This is a genomic window from Gordonia sp. 'Campus', assembly GCF_022206305.1.
In the GTDB taxonomy this organism is placed as follows: Bacteria; Actinomycetota; Actinomycetes; order Mycobacteriales; family Mycobacteriaceae; genus Gordonia.
The window spans coordinates 274,844-289,813 of the sequence record NZ_JAKOIW010000001.1 but is presented as its reverse complement, the minus strand read 5'-3'; the positions used below and the strand labels follow the sequence as shown (position 1 = coordinate 289,813).

The window sequence follows — 14,970 nt, the reverse complement described above, 5'->3', positions numbered from 1 at the left end:
CGGGGGTCAAACGTCGTCTCCCTCGGACGAGCGACGAAAATGGGACGTAACGAGATGTGCATCTCACGCCCGAGATCAGCAGGTCTGCGCTCTGCTAACGTTGCGGCACGTGTATCGGGGGCACGATCAGGGCGGCGCACATTCGGAGGCCGCGTTTGGACGACGGCAGCGCGGGGCACTCATGACCAGACCGGTGAACATTCACACCAATCAACGGATGAAGAAGACTCATTTGATGACCGACTCCGACGCCGTTTCCCAGCTCTCGACCGAAGGTGGCACCCCCACGGTTCTGCGGGTGCCTGCGGAGACCGACCGTCTGGCACTGGTTCGCGCGCTCGTCGAGACCGCTCTGTACATCGACGACTGGGCGCTCGACGATGTGATCGACGCCAAGGTGGCACTCGACGAGGTCTGTTCGCAGATCATCTCCGCCGCCGCGGACGGCTCCTGCATCGAGATCACTCTGCACGTGTCCGCCAACGGGGTCCTCGGCGAAGTCCGGGGAGAACTGGTCCAGGGCGTGTCGATCAACGAATCGACCTTTGGATGGCGAATCGTGCAGACCGTCACCGACACCCACACGATCACCTACGACGAACCGCGACCGGGTACCGGTACGCGTCAGGTCGCGATCCGGTTCTCGAAGTTCCGACGCTGACCCCCGCCGGTGCGGCGCCACTCGTCGGTGGCGGCGTCGTACACGGCCAGGCCACGCTCCGCGAAGGCGGCTAGCCACCCCTCCATCGGCCAGACACCCCAGCGCCGGTGGAACACCCGGGCATTGGCGAGGATGTCGTCGAGATGCTCGACCGGAGGGTTGGACACCGGGTGATGTTGATGGAATGCGTGCGCTCCACCCACCCAAGCGATACGAAAGCCGTTGTGCTGCGCGGACATCGCGAAGTCGGTGTCCTCCCCGCCATATCCGCGGTAGCCGGTGTGGAATCCGCCGAGCGACGCCCAGTCCGTGGTGGTGATCGCGAAGGACAGCGACCAGAACAGCATCATCTCCGACGAGAGCTGCGTCTGACCCTGACCGGGTGCGGGCCGAGCCGGATGGGGGTCGACGAACCGGTGCAGCTCCCGCGAATCGAAGACCAACTGATCCCGGGGTAGATAGGTGACCGGCCCGCAGTAGAGCAGGCGTAGGTCTTCGGTGGCCACCGCCGACCGGATATATCGTTCCAGCAGGGTCGGTCCTGGTATGCAGTCGACGTCGAGGAAGACGAGCATCGACGCCCCGGCCTCGACGGCGGCGGCAGCCCCCGCATTGCGGGCCTCGGCGAGTTGCAGGACCCCGGGAGAATCGCCGCTGAAGGGGAGCACCCGCACCGGGTGGTCCGCCGCGACCGCGGCGACATCGGGATCATCCATGGCCACGACGATGTGCACATCGGGCCGGACGGTGGAGTGTGCGAACGCCTCGAGTTGTCGGCGCAGATGGCGGTGGCGTCCGGATGCGATCGTGATCACCGCGACCCGCTCGGACCCGGTGGTCATCGGTGCGCCACCGACTCGATCGCGCGGGCGGCCCGCTCGGCCGCGCCCGCGGTCCGCCATCGAGACCAGTCGGGCGTCGAGGCGGGGGCCGAGTCCACGATCGACCGCCACGTGTCGGTGTCGGGCCACGATGCGGTGACCGTGGCCAACTCGGACCGGGAGAGGGTGTCGGCAGTGGTGCGCTGTTCGGCGAACGGGCGGTCCTCGGGGAGCACGACCACCGGCCGACCTGCGGCGGCGGCATCGGCGACACTGCCCTGGCCGGCGCCGATGACGGTGACGCCGGCGCTGCACAGGAACGGCCACGGATCGTCGACCCAGGTCCCGAAAGCCGGGCCGAGGGCCACGACGTCGAGATCGGGCAGGTCGTCGGCCAGCCTGGCTGCGGGATGCGTTCCGCCCGCGTCCCCGCCCCCGGCGCCGGTGAGCACGAGGACGTCGGCGGCGAACGTCTGATGCGAGACGGCGGGTCGGCCGTCGAACCGCGAGATGCCGCCGGTGAACACGGTTTTCGAGAGATGCTCGGTGAGCCAGCCGGGCCGGTAGAGCTCGGCCGGCCAGGGCGCGATGATCGCGTCCGCGGCCCGGTAGGCGAGCTGGTGCGGCAGGTCGTCGCGTACCCCGGGCATCGCCATCACGATGACCGGTACGCCCAGCAACCGCAGGAACAGGGTGACCTCCACCGAGACGTCGACGACGACGGCGGCCGGACGACGCTCGGCGACGAAGTGCGCCAGTTGCGCCATCCGGGTGCGGAGTCCGGCGTCATGCCGTGGCGCCCAGTGCAGGAGTCCGGCGGCGTCGACGTCGCGGGGGTTCGGATCGGCGTCGTCACGGTCGAGTTCGACGACCTCCGCGAACGCCGGATCCGACAGCTGTGCGCTGGTCAGTGCGACCACGTCGGTGTCGATGTGCGCGGCGATCGCGGTGGCGCGCGAGCAGTGTCCGCGGCCCTGGTGGTGGACGTAGTATCCGATCACGCCGGGACCCCCTGGCCGCGCGCTCCCCAGGGGAACCGGTCGGCGACGAGGTCGGCGTAGATGTGGGTGTACCGGTCGATCATCGCGGTGTCCGAGCAATGTCCCTCGGCTCGACGGCGCGCCAGCGAGCGGTCGAGTGTGAACGCGAGCTCGGCGGCTTCGGCGAGCGCGTCGACGTCTCCCGGGGGAACCAGCACGCCGGCGTCGTCGCCGACGATCTCCGGGATGCCACCGCGCGCGAACGAGGCCACCGGCGTTCCGCACGCCAGCGATTCGGCGACCACGAGTCCGTACGGTTCGTCCCACACGGGGGTGACCAGGGTGACACCGCACGAGCCGACGAGCCTGGCGAGGTCGTGCTGATGCAGGTGACCCTCGTACCGAACCATCTCGCCGAGGAACGGCGCGATCTGCTGCTCGAAGTAGTCCGCGTCGCTGATCGGGCCGGCCAGCCGGAGACGTCGCCCGGCGCGACGGGCCGCCTCGATCGCGAGATGGGCGCCCTTCTCGGCGACGAAGCGGCCGAACCACACCAGGTCGTCCCCGCCCGGCCCGACGGGCCACCGTTCGAGCTGGACGCCGTTGTGCACGACCGGGACCTCGCCCAGCACGTGCGACCACGAACGCGCGGTGTGCTGACTGACCGCGACGCATCGCGTGGCCGGCGCGAGCGTCAGTGCCGACTCCAGCCACGGCGTGGGTGGCGTGTGCAGCGTGGTCACCATCGGGGTCTCCACCGCCGGGCCCATCGCCACCGGGAGGTAGTGCAGGCTGTGGTTGTGGATGACGTCGAAGTCGCCGGGATTGCGGGTGAACGACAACATCAGGGACAGGTAGGCGTGGTGATCGTGCATCACCTCGAGCGACGGCATCGACACGTCGGACTGTGCCGCCGCCGACGGCTCGAACATCTCCCCGCGCAATCGATCCGAGTCGACCGGCAGGTCGCTGCCCGCCCCGGCGAACAGGGTGATCTCGTGACCGGCGAGCGTCAGCGCGCGCGTGAGATGCCACACGTGGGCTTCGAGCCCACCGGCGAACGGCTGCGCGATCGGGTGACGGCTCGACGCGACGATGGCGATCCTCAGCGTGTCACGCATTCAGGGCTCGGGAGTAGAGAGCCGCGTGCTGTTCGGCCAAGAAAATCCGTTGCTCGCGTCGGTCGGGCCACGTAGCCGCCGCCGGGCGCGCCGAATACGCCTGTGCCAGTGCCTGCTTCAACGAGTCAGCGTCGAACCGGTCCTCGCCGAAGTCATAGGTGAAACAGTCCTGCTGCTCGGCGTAGAAACCGCAGCTCGGCGCGATGACCGTGGTGCCCAGGTCGTGACAGGCCTCGAGCCAACCCGAGTGAGTGCCGAAGCGGTAGGGGAGCACCGACACCGACAGCCCGCTCAGGTAGTCCCACAACTGATCGTCGGAGTAGTAGTCGTGCACCAGAACGCGGGCATAGGGGTGGCGGGACAACGCCAGGGCCGTGGTGCCGAAGTCGGGGTTGTACCAATGGTTACCGGGGACGAACACCTCGTCGTGGAGGTTGATCTGGATGGTCATGTCCGGATAGTCGGCCGCTGCCTCGAGCAGGGTCATGATGACCGGGAGCGGGTCCGTGTTGGCGCGCAGGCTCTTCGCGTGGACGCCGACGACGAACTCATCGGACTGCGGCTCGCGCGGCGCGAACCTGGCCGGGGGTACGACGTGGGGGTGGGGCAGCACCGTCGCCTCGCGGTGCCAGCGCGCTGAGATCTGCTGCGCCGCACCGGGGGTCAGGGTGATCACCTCATCGGCCGCGGGCACCAGGATGTCGAGTACCTCGTCGTGGCTGCCCGGGTCCGGATGATGCGGATTGCGCAGGTCGTGCAGCGTGTAGACGAGCGGCTTGTGGTGCCGGTCGAGTTCGTCCACCACTGCGGCCATCTGGGCCGGATCGAGCGCGTCGAAGCCGAAGTGGATGTGGAAGACATCGAACTCGTTGTGGTGGTCGGCGATCCATGCCGGGTCGAGCATCGCCGGCGGCCACCACCGGCCGGGCACCGTGGTGCCGTCGGCCGGAACCGGGTCGGGTAGGCGGACCACCGAGACCGGGCCGGAGTCGAGGGTGCTGACCGAACTGTTCAGGGGAGACAGGTGCTGGATGTACACGTGGGACCGCGGTACCGAGGCGACCCTGATCCGAGCGGGCTCCGCCGACATGCTCCCACGGGCGGGTTTCAGCGCGCCGAAGCCCGACGTCAACACCGACGTCGTACCGGGCAGGTCTGCCGACGTCGTACTGGGCAGGGTCGCCGACGACGCCATCGGCTCGAGGGTGGCCGCACCGCTGGGCTGCCCGAAATCCCGTCCGCTCACTCTTCCATCCATTCACTCCGAGGCCCTGCACGGCTGGGTACTCAACCTGGGCTGCGCGATCGCGGCCAGATGGCCGCGGGCGACCGCCGATTTACGACGCGGTCACTCGGATGTGAATACCCCGGCGGGGAGTCGGCAAAACCAGCCCGACGGAAGGGTGAAGAACGTTCAGTTGTCGTTCTGGTGCGCGTTGAGGAGCAGGTGGTCGAACGACTGGCGCACCGGATCCGGGAGCATCACGTGCTTGTGCACCCCGGTGACGATGCTGCGGGCGAGCTCGTTGACCTTCACGTTCGCGGTCTGTGAGCGCCACCGCATCACCTCGAAAGCGCGATCGGCGCTCACGCCGTAGGCCATCGAGATCATTCCCTTGGCCTGCTCGATCACGCCCTGGTGTTCCCGGAAACGCGCGACGTGCTCGTCGACGCGGTCCTTCACCGCCTTCTCCTCGATCGCGGTCAGGTCGAGGTAGAAGCCCTCCGCGCCGATCACCTCGCCCGACTCGTCGAGGAGCTGCTGGGAGACGACGGCGACGTGACGGATCTCGCCTGCAGTGTCGATGATGCGATGGCGGCTCGAGAACGGGATACGCCTGCTGAGCATGGTCGAGAGCAGTTGCTCGAAGGACTGGCGGTCGTCGGGATGCTTGTGCCCGGCGATCAACTCGGTGGTCGGCGTGACCTCACCGGGCCGGTAGCCGTGCATCTCGGCCACCTCGTCTGACCACTCCCACTCTTCGGTGTCGAAAAGGAAACGAAAACTGCCGACATGATTGATGCGCGACTCGCCGGCGGTGTGATCGTTGGCGTCTGTCACCCTCACCCCTCAAACCACAAACTCAACAGGATGCCAGCGGTCTCGGGCGAAAAATGAGTTTACCTGGCACGCAGTCGGTGTGGGAATCGGCCCGGTCACGGGGCTGTCGTACCCTTCGCGGCCGTCGTTTCGGCTGCGAATCCGACGGGTAAGCGGCCCGGGGTCCGGCAGTGCTCGGCGCGTCCGGCAACCGATGGGTGACGTACGACGTGACCGGTGCCACGAGACCGGGAACCGGCCCCGACACGACACAGGAGGCACACATGAGCACACACGATGCGGGCGGCGACGCGGCAGCGGCGACCGAGGGGATCAATCCCGACCTGACAGTGACGGCGGGCTTCGAGGACCTCGACGAGGATCGCCTCGGCAAGGACCCCCTGGAGGAGGGTATGGACCCGCCCGAGGACTGGTCGGCCAGTGATCGGACGGGGACCACTGCCCGCGAACAGCGCGAAGGCGAGACGCTCGATGAGAAGCTCGATCAGGAAGTGCCCGACGAGCATCCCTGAGCGGCGACCAGCGCGACGGTGCGTCCGGATGTTTCCGGGCGCACCGGCGCGGGCACTCGGCGGCCATGAGTGATGACAACTCCGTGCACGAGCCGAAGACCATTCCTTACCCGGGTGAGACCGAGGACATGCCCGATCGTCCCCGTGACGAGATGCGCGACTACCGCGGCCGTGAACTGTTGACCGGGAAGACCGCGCTCATCACCGGAGGCGACTCCGGGATCGGCCGCGCGGTGGCGGTCGCCTTCGCAAAAGAGGGCGCCGACGTCGCGATCGCGTACCTCGAGGAGGACAACGACGCCCGCCACACCGTCGAACTCATCGAGGCGGAGGGACGCCAGGCGCGTCCCTACCGCGGCGACCTCGCCGATCCGGCGCACTGCACCGACATCGTCAAGCGGACCGTCGACGAGCTCGGCGCCCTGAACATCCTGGTGAACAACGTCGCGTACCAGAATCCCGTCGACGACTTCCTGGAGCTGACGCCCGAGCAGTGGCGCCGCACCTTCGACGTCAACATCGACAGCTTCTTCCACACCAGCCGGGCCGCCGTCCCGCACCTCACCGGCGGCGGGGCGATCATCAACACGTCGTCGATCAACGGGCTCCGGGGCAACGACAGCCTCATCGACTACTCGGCGACCAAGGGCGCGGTGCTCGCCCTCACCTACTCGCTGGCGCAGGCACTCATGGAGCGCAAGATCCGCGTCAACTGTGTTGCGCCCGGGCCGGTCTGGACACCCCTGATCCCTGCCACGATGCCTGCCGAGGCGGTCAAGGACTTCGGTGCGCAGGCGCCGATGGGCCGCGCGGCGCAGCCCGACGAGATCGCACCGTCGTACGTGTTCTTCGCGGCCGAGCAACTGTCGTCGTACTACACCGGCGAAGTTCTGGCGCCGATCGGCGGTGAGACGCTACCCGGCTGAGCCGAGCGCGTCCGATCGGTCTCGGCTCAGGGGACGGGCAGCGGCGCCAGGCTGTTCCCGCGCGGCAGCGATCCGCAATTGCTCTGTGTGGGAGCACCGGCGAAGCGTTCCGTCAGGTACTGGAGGGCGAGCGGCTCGAACGGCAGGAACGCTTCCTGGTGCGTCAGTCCGTTCAGCTGCCGGTAGGTGATGTCGACGCCGCGCGAGCAGTACTGGTTCGCGAGTCCGATGACGTCCCCGGTGATCATCAGGGTGTCACCGATCGCGTTGTAGTGACCGACCGCGAGGAGCATCTTGGTCTTCGGGGTGCCTGATCGGCCCATGATGTTGTCGTTGATTGCGCGCACCACCTGCGGCACGTCGAGCAACCCGGTGTACGGGGGCTTGACCATGTCCGCGCTGGTGAGTCCCGCGTACTTCGACGCGAACTCGGAGATGCACTCGTCACTGACCGCCTGGGCGACCTGGCGCCCGCGGGCGGAGAGGAATTTCGAGGTGTCGAGCCGGTAGGTGCGCTGGTAGGCGACCACCAGCGCCGGGATCACGCCGGCCCACTTCGCACTGCCGTTGATGTACGGGAGGTTGTGGGCCAGGTCGACGGGGAGTCCGCCGGCCGCCGCACCCACGATGTTGAGCTCGGGTGCGTACCTCGGTGCGACCTCGGCGCCGAACTGGGTGGGGATCGAGCCGCCGGAGTAGCCGACGAGCCCGACCGGCGTCGAACGGGGCAGACGCAGAAAGCCCTGCGCGGCACGGACTCCGTCGAGAGCCGCATAGCCCGACTGGCGGCCGATGGTCCACTGCAACTTCTCGCCCTCGTAGTCGGGGACGACGACGGTGTACCCCGCGGCGAGGTAGCCCGCGATGACGCCCTGCTCTGCGGTGGCGGTGCCGTTGGTGTAGCCACCGCTGAGGGTGTAGGAGGGGTCGCATTGCGAACCGAGCGCGTCGTAGGCCATGTGGTACGAGACCAGGCGTGTGGGGCCGGGGGTCAGCGGACGCAGGACGGTGGCGACGGTCACCACGCCCTTCCCGAACTGATCGGTGGTCCGGTAGAGCACCTGAGACCCGGTGATGGGCGTGTTCAGGGTCGGGGTGCGGAACACCATCGGCCTGCTGCGGAGCACCGTGCCCGGCGCGACGCCATCGAGTGAACCGTCGTAGCTGTAGAACGGGTCGGCCGACGGCAACGGGGAACCGGGGCCGGGCGCCGCATGAGCTCCCGATGCTCCGACAACCGATCCCAGGACCAGGCTCACAGCCAGTCCGATGACCCCCAACACGCTGAAGCTACTTGTACGCACCCCGAACGACATGGCTCATCTAAACATCGATCGTGCTGGTGCGGGCAGCTTCCCCACCGGTGAAGTGGGCAAGCCCGCAGGAGTGGGCGCCGAAACATGGGATGTTAGGTTGTTTGGCATGGCCGGACAGATCACCCCACCGCGTCGGACCAGCGAGCTCGTCGTGCAGCGGATGCAGGAGCTGATCGCCGACGGCACCTGGCCGCTCGGCGAGCGGATTCCCCCCGAACCCGAGCTGGTTGCGCAGTTCGGGGTGGGGCGGAACACCATCCGCGAGGCCGCCCGGGCGCTGGAGCACGCCGGCATGTTGGAGCCGCGTCGCGGCGACGGGACCTATGTCCGTGGTCGGAGCCCGCTCGCCGGAGCCATCGCACGCACCTCCGCCCCGTCGGAGGTGCGTGACCTCCTCGAGGTACGTCGGGCGTTGGAGAGCGAGGCCGCGGCCGGTGCGGCGGGTCGCGCCGACGAAGGCGATGTGGAGCGCCTGCGCACGCTGCTGTCACGCTCCGAGCGTGCTCTGGCGGACGGCGACCTGGATCGATACTCCAAGGCAGACATCGCCTTTCATGCCGAAATCGTCGTCGCGTCGCACAACGCGCTGCTCCTCGAGATGTACGACGGGATCGCGGAGGTCATCGCCCGAACCCACCCGTCGGTGCTGCGACGTCCGCTGGCCGAGCAGACCCACCCGCGTGGGCATCGCGACGTCGTCGACGCGATCGAACGCGGCGACGCCGGTGCGGCGCGCGCAGCCGTGTACGCCTACGTCGATTTCACCGAGGTGCCGGGATGACGGTGCGTGTGCGGCCGGCGAACGAGCGCACTGCCTTCGGCGTGATCGTCACCGCGGCCGGCATCATGCTGGTGGCCGCGAACCTACGCCCGGCGGTGGTCGCGGTCGGACCGTTGATCGGCACGATCTCGGCCGACGAAGGTTTCAGCAGCGCGGTGGCGGGGCTGTTGACCGCTTTGCCGGTGCTCTTCTTCGGGATCTCGGCGGTCGTCGCACCCCGCCTGGCCAACCGGTTCGGCATCGAACGGGTCATCTTCGGCGCGATGATCGTCCTGGTCGCCGGAATCGTCGTGCGGCTGGTACCCGCCCCCGTGGCGCTGTTCGTCGGATCCGCGGTGATCGGCGCGGCCATCGGTACGTGCAATGTCGTCCTGCCCGCCCTGATCAAGCGGGACTTCGCGCATCGGTCGGGGCTGATGACGGGCCTGTACTCGATGACGCTGTCGGCCGGTGCCGCGGTGGCCTCCGGGGTGAGTGTGCCGATCAGCAATGCGCTGGGCGGCAACTGGCGTCTCGCGCTCGCATCGTGGGCTCTGCTCGCAGTGGTCGCCATGGTCGTCTGGGTTCCGCAGCTCGCGTCGGTGCACCGGGTGACGTCGACCGCGCCCACGTCGTCGCTGCTGAAGAACCCGATCGCCTGGGCGATCACGGTCTTCATGGGCACCCAGTCGCTGATCTTCTACACCGTCGTGGCGTGGTTGCCGCAGTACCTTGTCGACGGCGGGATGACGCCCGTCCGTGCGGGGGCGGTGCTCGCGTCCGCGCAGGTCGTCGCCCTGATCATGTCGCTGGTCGCCCCGATCGTGGCGGGTCGCTTCGCTGATCAGCGGGCAGTCACCCTGGTGGTCCTCGCCGTGTGTGCCGCCGGTTTCGTCGGCCTGCTCGCCACCGATGTGTGGCCGGGCTTCTGGGCAGCCTGCGTGATGGTGGGCCCGGGTGCGTCGATCAGCCTGGCCCTGCTCTTCATGGTGTTGCGCAGTTCCGGGGCGAAGCAGACGGGGCAGGTGTCGGGGATGGCGCAGTCGGTCGGTTACCTGGCCGCGGCGGTCGGTCCGATCCTGATCGGCGGCATCCACGACGTGACCGGCTCGTGGACCATCGCCATGGCGGTGCTCGGCCTCGTGCTGATCCCGCAGGCGCTGTCGGTTCTGGGCGCCGGTCGAGACGTCAAGATGACGGGCTGAACCCCGACACCGGTCAGCGCTGACCGCTATCGTGTGGCGCATGCATTGCGTGGTCGTGGGTGGGGGACTCGCCGGTCTGGCGTCGGCGGTATGGCTTTCGGAAGCAGGGCAGCGCGTCACTCTGCTCGAACGGCGGGGCTCGCTGGGTGGTCGGACCATCTCGATGCCGCTGCCCGCCGTCGACGACGTGCCCGACAACGGTCAGCACGTGTTCGCCAGCGGTTACGAGCACCTCATGCGCTACCTCGAGAGTGTCGGCACCCGCGACCACGTGGCCTTTCCCGGCCACATGACGATGCGGATGCCCGGTGGCGCGACGCGCAGGTCGGCGTTCGGTGGCATCACCGGCCTGCGTGCCGCCCTCGGTGATCTCCCCGGCGTCACCGGTCTGGACCGGCTGCGTACCGCCCGCGCGCAGGTCAGGTTGATACGCCAGGCATTTCGCCAGCCGGAATGGCTCGACGACATCACCGCCGACGAATGGTTCCGGCGGATCGGCCTGCCACAGTCCGCGCGGGATGCGCTGTGGGACGGCATCGTCATCGGACTCACCGGCGACAAGCCCGACATCTCCTCGGCCAAGGTGCCGGCCGACCTGCTCGTCACCGGAGCGCGCCGGGCACGCGAGACGAGGACCCCGATCTCGATCGGATACCCCACCGTCGACCTCGACACGCTGTTCATCGACGGCGCCGAGAAGCGTTTCGCGGACGCGGGTGTGGAGGTCCGGCACCGCGCGGTGGTGTCCTCGATCGACGTCGACGGCGGGAAGGTCGCGGGCGTGACCCTTGCCGACGGCGAGAAGATCGCGGCCGACGCGGTGATCTGCGCAGTTCCGGTGTGGAGTGTGAAGGGTCTGCTCGATCAGGTCCCCGGACACGAGGCGATCTACCGGGCCGTCGAGAACCTGACCCCGGTCCCCATCGTCAGTGTGAACCTCTACCTCGACCGCTCCATCGGCATGGAGGACTGGGGCGAGATCCTCCATGGTGGCGAGGGAGTGCTCGAGCAGGTCTGGGACCGGCAGCGCATGCACGGACGCGAACCGCGCGACAACCACTTCTATTCGACGACGGTCTCGGCGTCCTACGACCTCATCGGCAAGACGAATGCCGAGATCACCGACATCCAGATGGGCATGCTGCGCAAGTACTATCCGGAGGCCGCCGAGGCGGAGGTCGTTCACAGCCACGTGGTGCGGATGCCGAAATCGACCTTCGCGCAACGGCCCGGAACGGCCGGGCTCCGCCCGCAACAGCGCACCGCGGTGGACGGTCTCGCACTGGCCGGGGACTGGACCCGGACCGACTGGACCACCACGATGGAGGGCGCGTGTCAGAGCGCGGCGCGCGCGGTCGAGGTGGTGCTGGAGTTCGCCGGCCATCGCGCGCAGGGCACGCTGTAGGTCATGACGACATCTGCTTCCGCCTTCCACGTCGGCGGACCCGAAGTGATGCTGCGGATCGGTGCGGTCTCCGTCTCCGCCGACCGTGGAGAGGCGCGCACGGAAGCAGGCCCCTGGCTCGCCGATCCCGCGGCGGGGGTGAGCCGAGGGGCGCTGGCCGTCGCGTGCGACGACGTCACCGGTTACCTGGTCGCCGCGGGCAGCCCACCGGGTCGTTGGCCGGTGTCGCTGGGCATCCGGATGGACTTTCTCGCAGACCCACCTCTCGACGGATCGTCGCTGCATGTCACGGGTGAGCTCGTCGGGCGCGATGATCGCGGCGCGATGACCAGGGGAGCAGTCGCCGATGCGACGGGACGGACGATCGCCACCGTCATCCAGCGTTCGCATCTGATCGACGCACCACGGACCCCGGGACCGCACGCGTCGCCGCGAATCCTCGACGTCCCGGACGGGCCCGTCCGGGATCAGCTCGGGCTGGTCGAGACCGCCCCGGGTGTGCTCACCATGAGTCCGACGCTGTTGTCCGCCAACGGGATGGGCAGCGTGCACGGCGGAATCCTGATCTGCGCCGCCGAACTCGCGGCCGCGTCGGGTGTCGGCGCCGACGGGGACCTGCGGACGACGAGTGTCGACATCACCTACGTCCGCCCGTGCGACGCCGCGCAGACCGCGACGTTCGCCACCGAGGTCACCCACCGTGGCCGCTCGCTGTCGGTCGTACGCGTGGTGGCCGCCAACCAGGGTGGCAAGCCCGCAGCGATCGCCACGGTTGTGCTGCAGCACATCTGACCCCTCGGCAACCGGCATACCTGCATGGTTGCGGGAGACCATTCACCCCTGGCAGGCTGCACACATACGGACGTCCGGCGGATGCGCAGACGCCGCGCCGACCGCGGACGCCGTCCCATCGCGAACGGTCGCGCGTGTGACGTTCGCGCACAACACAATCACCTTGCCTGTCGCCGGGGCAACGACTGCTCCGTGAGCGGCCTGCCGGATGAGGGAAAGGATCATCGAGATCGTGGCAACTCACACAGCAACGCGAACTCCAGAGGCCGGACACCTCGCGAACACGAGTGTCGACGTCTACCGCACCCGCCTCGCGGAACGCAGTCAGATCGAGCCGCGCCCGCACAACACGGTGTGGGGGAGCATGGACAACCCCGGTCCGCTGTCGTCGCCGGAACTGCGCAGCTACGCTGACCGTGGATACCACACGGAGCGAAACGTTCTCGCGGCTGCCGACATCGACGCATGTCTGCGTGAGGTTGCATCGATCACCGAGAGACTCGGCGACGACGAGCGGGTCATCCGTGAAAAGTCCAGCGGGGACGTACGATCGCTGTTCGCGGTACATCAGCTCAGTGAGGTCATCGCCGAGATCTGTTCGCGCGAGTCGATCGCAGGCGTCGCTCGCCAGATCCTCGACGACGACGTGACCATCCATCAGAGCCGCATCAACCTGAAACCCGGTTTCGCGGGCGGGCCGTTCTACTGGCACTCCGACTTCGAGACCTGGCACGCCGAAGACGGGATGCCGGCCCCGCGCGCTCTGAGTGTGTCCCTGGCGCTCACGCCCAACTTCTCGACCAACGGCCCGTTGATGATCATCCCCGGCTCGCACCGGCGCTTCGTGAGCTGCGTGGGTTCGACGCCCGACGGCTACCATCACGAATCGCTGACCTCATACCGTCCGCCGTTCGGCACCCCCGAGGAGGAGGACGTGGCGGTCCTCGCCGACGAACTCGGTATCGACACGATCACCGGGCCGGCAGGTTCTGCGCTCTACTTCGACTCGAACTGTCTGCACGCTTCCGCCGGCAACATCACGCCATACCCACGCAGCAATCTGTTCGTCGTGTTCAACGCAGCGTCCAACGCCCTGCGCGAACCCTTCGGCGGAACGTCCCCGCGGCCGGACCACCTGGCGCACAGGTGATACCGCTCCCTGAGGTGCGAGCGCAGCGAGCCACCTTGTTCCCGCTCCCTGAGGTGCGAGCGCAGCGAGCCACGAAGGGTCGGCCCGGGCTCAGAAGCCGTCCGAGGACCCCAACTCGGGAGCCGGCCCGGCGAAGTAGTGCTCGCCGTCGAAGATGGCGGGGAGCCCGGCGGCGAGATAGGTGCCGATTCCGGGCTGCTCCAGTTCGGTGAACAGAGGATTGCGTTCGAGCACACCGGATTCGACGACCCCGCCGAAGGTTCGGTAGCGCTCGGACAGGACCGAGGCCTGGTCCAGCGCCGCCTCGACCTCGGCGCTGGTGTGACGGGCGAACCACGCCGCGAACAGCGGTGTCAGCACCCCGCGATGGGTGTAGCGGTCGTCTTCGCGGGTGAAGTCGGCACCCAGCGCCTGTTCGACGGCGGCGATGGCGTCCCCGGTGCCGGTCATCGACACCAGGTCGCGGAAGTGGCGCGGGGTCAGCGCCACCAGCATGAAGCGCCCACCGTCGGCGGCGACGAAATCCGTTCCGTACGTGCCGTAGACATCGTTGCCCGTCGCGGGCCGGGACCCCACGCCCAGCTGGGGTTCGGTGAGGTAGCCGAGTGTTCCGGCGATGGCCAGTGCGGTGTCCTCGAGCGGTAGCGTGATCTGCGCGCCCGCACCCGTCAGATCGCGGCGTCGTACCGCGGCCGTGATGGCCAGTGCCGCATAGAGTCCGCACGCGACATCCCAGGCAGGCAGGGCGTGGTTGACCACGCCGGCGTAGTCGGTGGGGCCGGTGATCGACGGGAATCCGAGGGCGGCGTTCACGGTGTAGTCGACGCCGGGTGTCCCGTCGGTCCGGCCGAGGAGCTCGAGGGTGATCACGTCGGATCGCTTGCCGGACAGGATCTCGTGACTCATCCACGCTCGACCGGCGGCGTTGGTGACGAGGATGCCGCCACCGGGTCCGCTGTCGGTGACCAGATCCTGGACCACCTTCTGTCCGGCCGGGTCACGGAAGTCGACGGTCACCGACTTCTTGCCGCGGTTGAGGCCCGTCCAGTAGATCGAGTTGCCGTCGTCGGTGACCGGCCACCGGTTGATGTCGGCCGCACCACCCAGCGGGTCGACGCGGATGACCTCGGCGCCGAGCTGCGCGAGAGTCAGACCGCACAGCGGCGATGCGACGAAGCTGGACACCTCCACGACGCGCAATCCATCGAGGGGGCGGGGGTTGGTACTCATCTGCCGATGGCTCCTCGGTCCGGAACAGA

General features: G+C 68.3%; 15 protein-coding genes. 8 read left to right on the top strand and 7 right to left on the bottom strand.

Annotation, left to right across the window (positions count from 1 at the left end; genetic code table 11):
- Window positions 1-235: 235 nt before the first annotated feature.
- Window positions 236-661 (top strand): anti-sigma factor, encoded by a 426-nt coding sequence (locus MAY35_RS01290; protein ID WP_238418814.1) that lies wholly within the window; start codon window positions 236-238, stop codon window positions 659-661.
- Here the strand turns inward: MAY35_RS01290 and MAY35_RS01285 are convergent.
- From MAY35_RS01285 to MAY35_RS01265, 5 genes are all read right to left on the bottom strand, one after another.
- Window positions 625-1,503, bottom strand: a complete 879-nt coding sequence (locus MAY35_RS01285) for a glycosyltransferase family 2 protein (RefSeq protein WP_238418813.1) — start codon at window positions 1,501-1,503, stop codon at window positions 625-627. The two genes, MAY35_RS01290 and MAY35_RS01285, sit on opposite strands and share 37 nt — an antisense overlap.
- On the bottom strand, window positions 1,500-2,483 hold the full coding sequence (locus MAY35_RS01280; RefSeq protein WP_238418812.1) for a hypothetical protein: 984 nt from the start codon (window positions 2,481-2,483) through the stop codon (window positions 1,500-1,502). The genes MAY35_RS01285 and MAY35_RS01280 overlap by 4 nt, the downstream gene beginning before the upstream one ends.
- Window positions 2,480-3,583, bottom strand: a complete 1,104-nt coding sequence (locus MAY35_RS01275; protein ID WP_238418811.1) for a glycosyltransferase — start codon at window positions 3,581-3,583, stop codon at window positions 2,480-2,482. The genes MAY35_RS01280 and MAY35_RS01275 overlap by 4 nt, the downstream gene beginning before the upstream one ends.
- The gene (locus MAY35_RS01270; protein ID WP_238418974.1) at window positions 3,576-4,673 is read right to left on the bottom strand and encodes a glycosyltransferase family 1 protein; all 1,098 of its coding nucleotides are present in this window, start codon (window positions 4,671-4,673) and stop codon (window positions 3,576-3,578) included. Before MAY35_RS01270 ends, MAY35_RS01275 begins: the two co-directional genes overlap by 8 nt.
- Before the next feature lie 324 nt (window positions 4,674-4,997).
- A complete protein-coding gene (locus MAY35_RS01265) occupies window positions 4,998-5,645 on the bottom strand; it encodes a PAS and ANTAR domain-containing protein (RefSeq protein ID WP_238418810.1) in 648 nt (215 codons plus the stop codon).
- A gap of 263 nt (window positions 5,646-5,908) precedes the next feature.
- Here MAY35_RS01265 and MAY35_RS01260 point away from each other — a divergent pair, with 263 nt between their 5' ends.
- Both MAY35_RS01260 and MAY35_RS01255 read left to right on the top strand, forming a co-directional pair.
- Window positions 5,909-6,157: a hypothetical protein gene (locus MAY35_RS01260; protein WP_238418809.1), complete on the top strand. Its 249-nt coding sequence runs from the start codon at window positions 5,909-5,911 to the stop codon at window positions 6,155-6,157.
- 65 nt (window positions 6,158-6,222) lie between these two features.
- Window positions 6,223-7,083 carry an SDR family oxidoreductase gene (locus MAY35_RS01255; protein ID WP_238418808.1) on the top strand — a complete coding sequence of 287 codons (861 nt, stop codon included), beginning with the start codon at window positions 6,223-6,225 and terminating at the stop codon, window positions 7,081-7,083.
- Window positions 7,084-7,109: 26 nt separating this feature from the next.
- Here MAY35_RS01255 and MAY35_RS01250 read toward each other — a convergent pair whose 3' ends face one another.
- Window positions 7,110-8,399 (bottom strand): lipase family protein, encoded by a 1,290-nt coding sequence (locus tag MAY35_RS01250; protein ID WP_238418807.1) that lies wholly within the window; start codon window positions 8,397-8,399, stop codon window positions 7,110-7,112.
- Window positions 8,400-8,505: 106 nt separating this feature from the next.
- Here MAY35_RS01250 and MAY35_RS01245 point away from each other — a divergent pair, with 106 nt between their 5' ends.
- From MAY35_RS01245 to MAY35_RS01225, 5 genes are all read left to right on the top strand, one after another.
- Window positions 8,506-9,180: a FadR/GntR family transcriptional regulator gene (locus MAY35_RS01245; protein WP_238418806.1), complete on the top strand. Its 675-nt coding sequence runs from the start codon at window positions 8,506-8,508 to the stop codon at window positions 9,178-9,180.
- Entirely contained in the window at window positions 9,177-10,364 is a 1,188-nt protein-coding gene (locus MAY35_RS01240; protein WP_238418805.1) for an MFS transporter, read from the top strand. The genes MAY35_RS01245 and MAY35_RS01240 overlap by 4 nt, the downstream gene beginning before the upstream one ends.
- Window positions 10,365-10,404: 40 nt before the next feature.
- Window positions 10,405-11,769: a hydroxysqualene dehydroxylase HpnE gene (gene hpnE, locus MAY35_RS01235; RefSeq protein ID WP_238418804.1), complete on the top strand. Its 1,365-nt coding sequence runs from the start codon at window positions 10,405-10,407 to the stop codon at window positions 11,767-11,769.
- Window positions 11,770-11,772: 3 nt separating this feature from the next.
- Window positions 11,773-12,561, top strand: coding sequence for a PaaI family thioesterase (locus tag MAY35_RS01230; protein ID WP_238418803.1), 789 nt, complete (start codon window positions 11,773-11,775; stop codon window positions 12,559-12,561).
- Window positions 12,562-12,793: 232 nt separating this feature from the next.
- The gene (locus MAY35_RS01225; protein WP_238418802.1) at window positions 12,794-13,711 is read left to right on the top strand and encodes a phytanoyl-CoA dioxygenase family protein; all 918 of its coding nucleotides are present in this window, start codon (window positions 12,794-12,796) and stop codon (window positions 13,709-13,711) included.
- A gap of 90 nt (window positions 13,712-13,801) precedes the next feature.
- Here the strand turns inward: MAY35_RS01225 and MAY35_RS01220 are convergent, their stop codons facing one another.
- Window positions 13,802-14,941, bottom strand: coding sequence for a CoA transferase (locus tag MAY35_RS01220; RefSeq protein WP_238418801.1), 1,140 nt, complete (start codon window positions 14,939-14,941; stop codon window positions 13,802-13,804).
- Window positions 14,942-14,970: the final 29 nt, after the last annotated feature.

Bases quoted from the DNA above. Each gene is read 5' to 3' on its own strand.
- MAY35_RS01275 (WP_238418811.1), bottom strand. From the start codon at position 3,583: ATGCGTGACACGCTGAGGATCGCCATCGTCGCGTCGAGCCGTCACCCG.
- hpnE (WP_238418804.1), top strand. From the start codon at position 10,405: ATGCATTGCGTGGTCGTGGGTGGGGGACTCGCCGGTCTGGCGTCGGCG.
- MAY35_RS01245 (WP_238418806.1), top strand. From the start codon at position 8,506: ATGGCCGGACAGATCACCCCACCGCGTCGGACCAGCGAGCTCGTCGTG.
- MAY35_RS01290 (WP_238418814.1), top strand. From the start codon at position 236: ATGACCGACTCCGACGCCGTTTCCCAGCTCTCGACCGAAGGTGGCACC.
- MAY35_RS01285 (WP_238418813.1), bottom strand. From the start codon at position 1,503: ATGACCACCGGGTCCGAGCGGGTCGCGGTGATCACGATCGCATCCGGA.
- MAY35_RS01240 (WP_238418805.1), top strand. From the start codon at position 9,177: ATGACGGTGCGTGTGCGGCCGGCGAACGAGCGCACTGCCTTCGGCGTG.
- MAY35_RS01230 (WP_238418803.1), top strand. From the start codon at position 11,773: ATGACGACATCTGCTTCCGCCTTCCACGTCGGCGGACCCGAAGTGATG.
- MAY35_RS01255 (WP_238418808.1), top strand. From the start codon at position 6,223: ATGAGTGATGACAACTCCGTGCACGAGCCGAAGACCATTCCTTACCCG.
- MAY35_RS01270 (WP_238418974.1), bottom strand. From the start codon at position 4,673: ATGTCGGCGGAGCCCGCTCGGATCAGGGTCGCCTCGGTACCGCGGTCC.
- MAY35_RS01220 (WP_238418801.1), bottom strand. From the start codon at position 14,941: ATGAGTACCAACCCCCGCCCCCTCGATGGATTGCGCGTCGTGGAGGTG.
- MAY35_RS01250 (WP_238418807.1), bottom strand. From the start codon at position 8,399: ATGTCGTTCGGGGTGCGTACAAGTAGCTTCAGCGTGTTGGGGGTCATC.
- MAY35_RS01260 (WP_238418809.1), top strand. From the start codon at position 5,909: ATGAGCACACACGATGCGGGCGGCGACGCGGCAGCGGCGACCGAGGGG.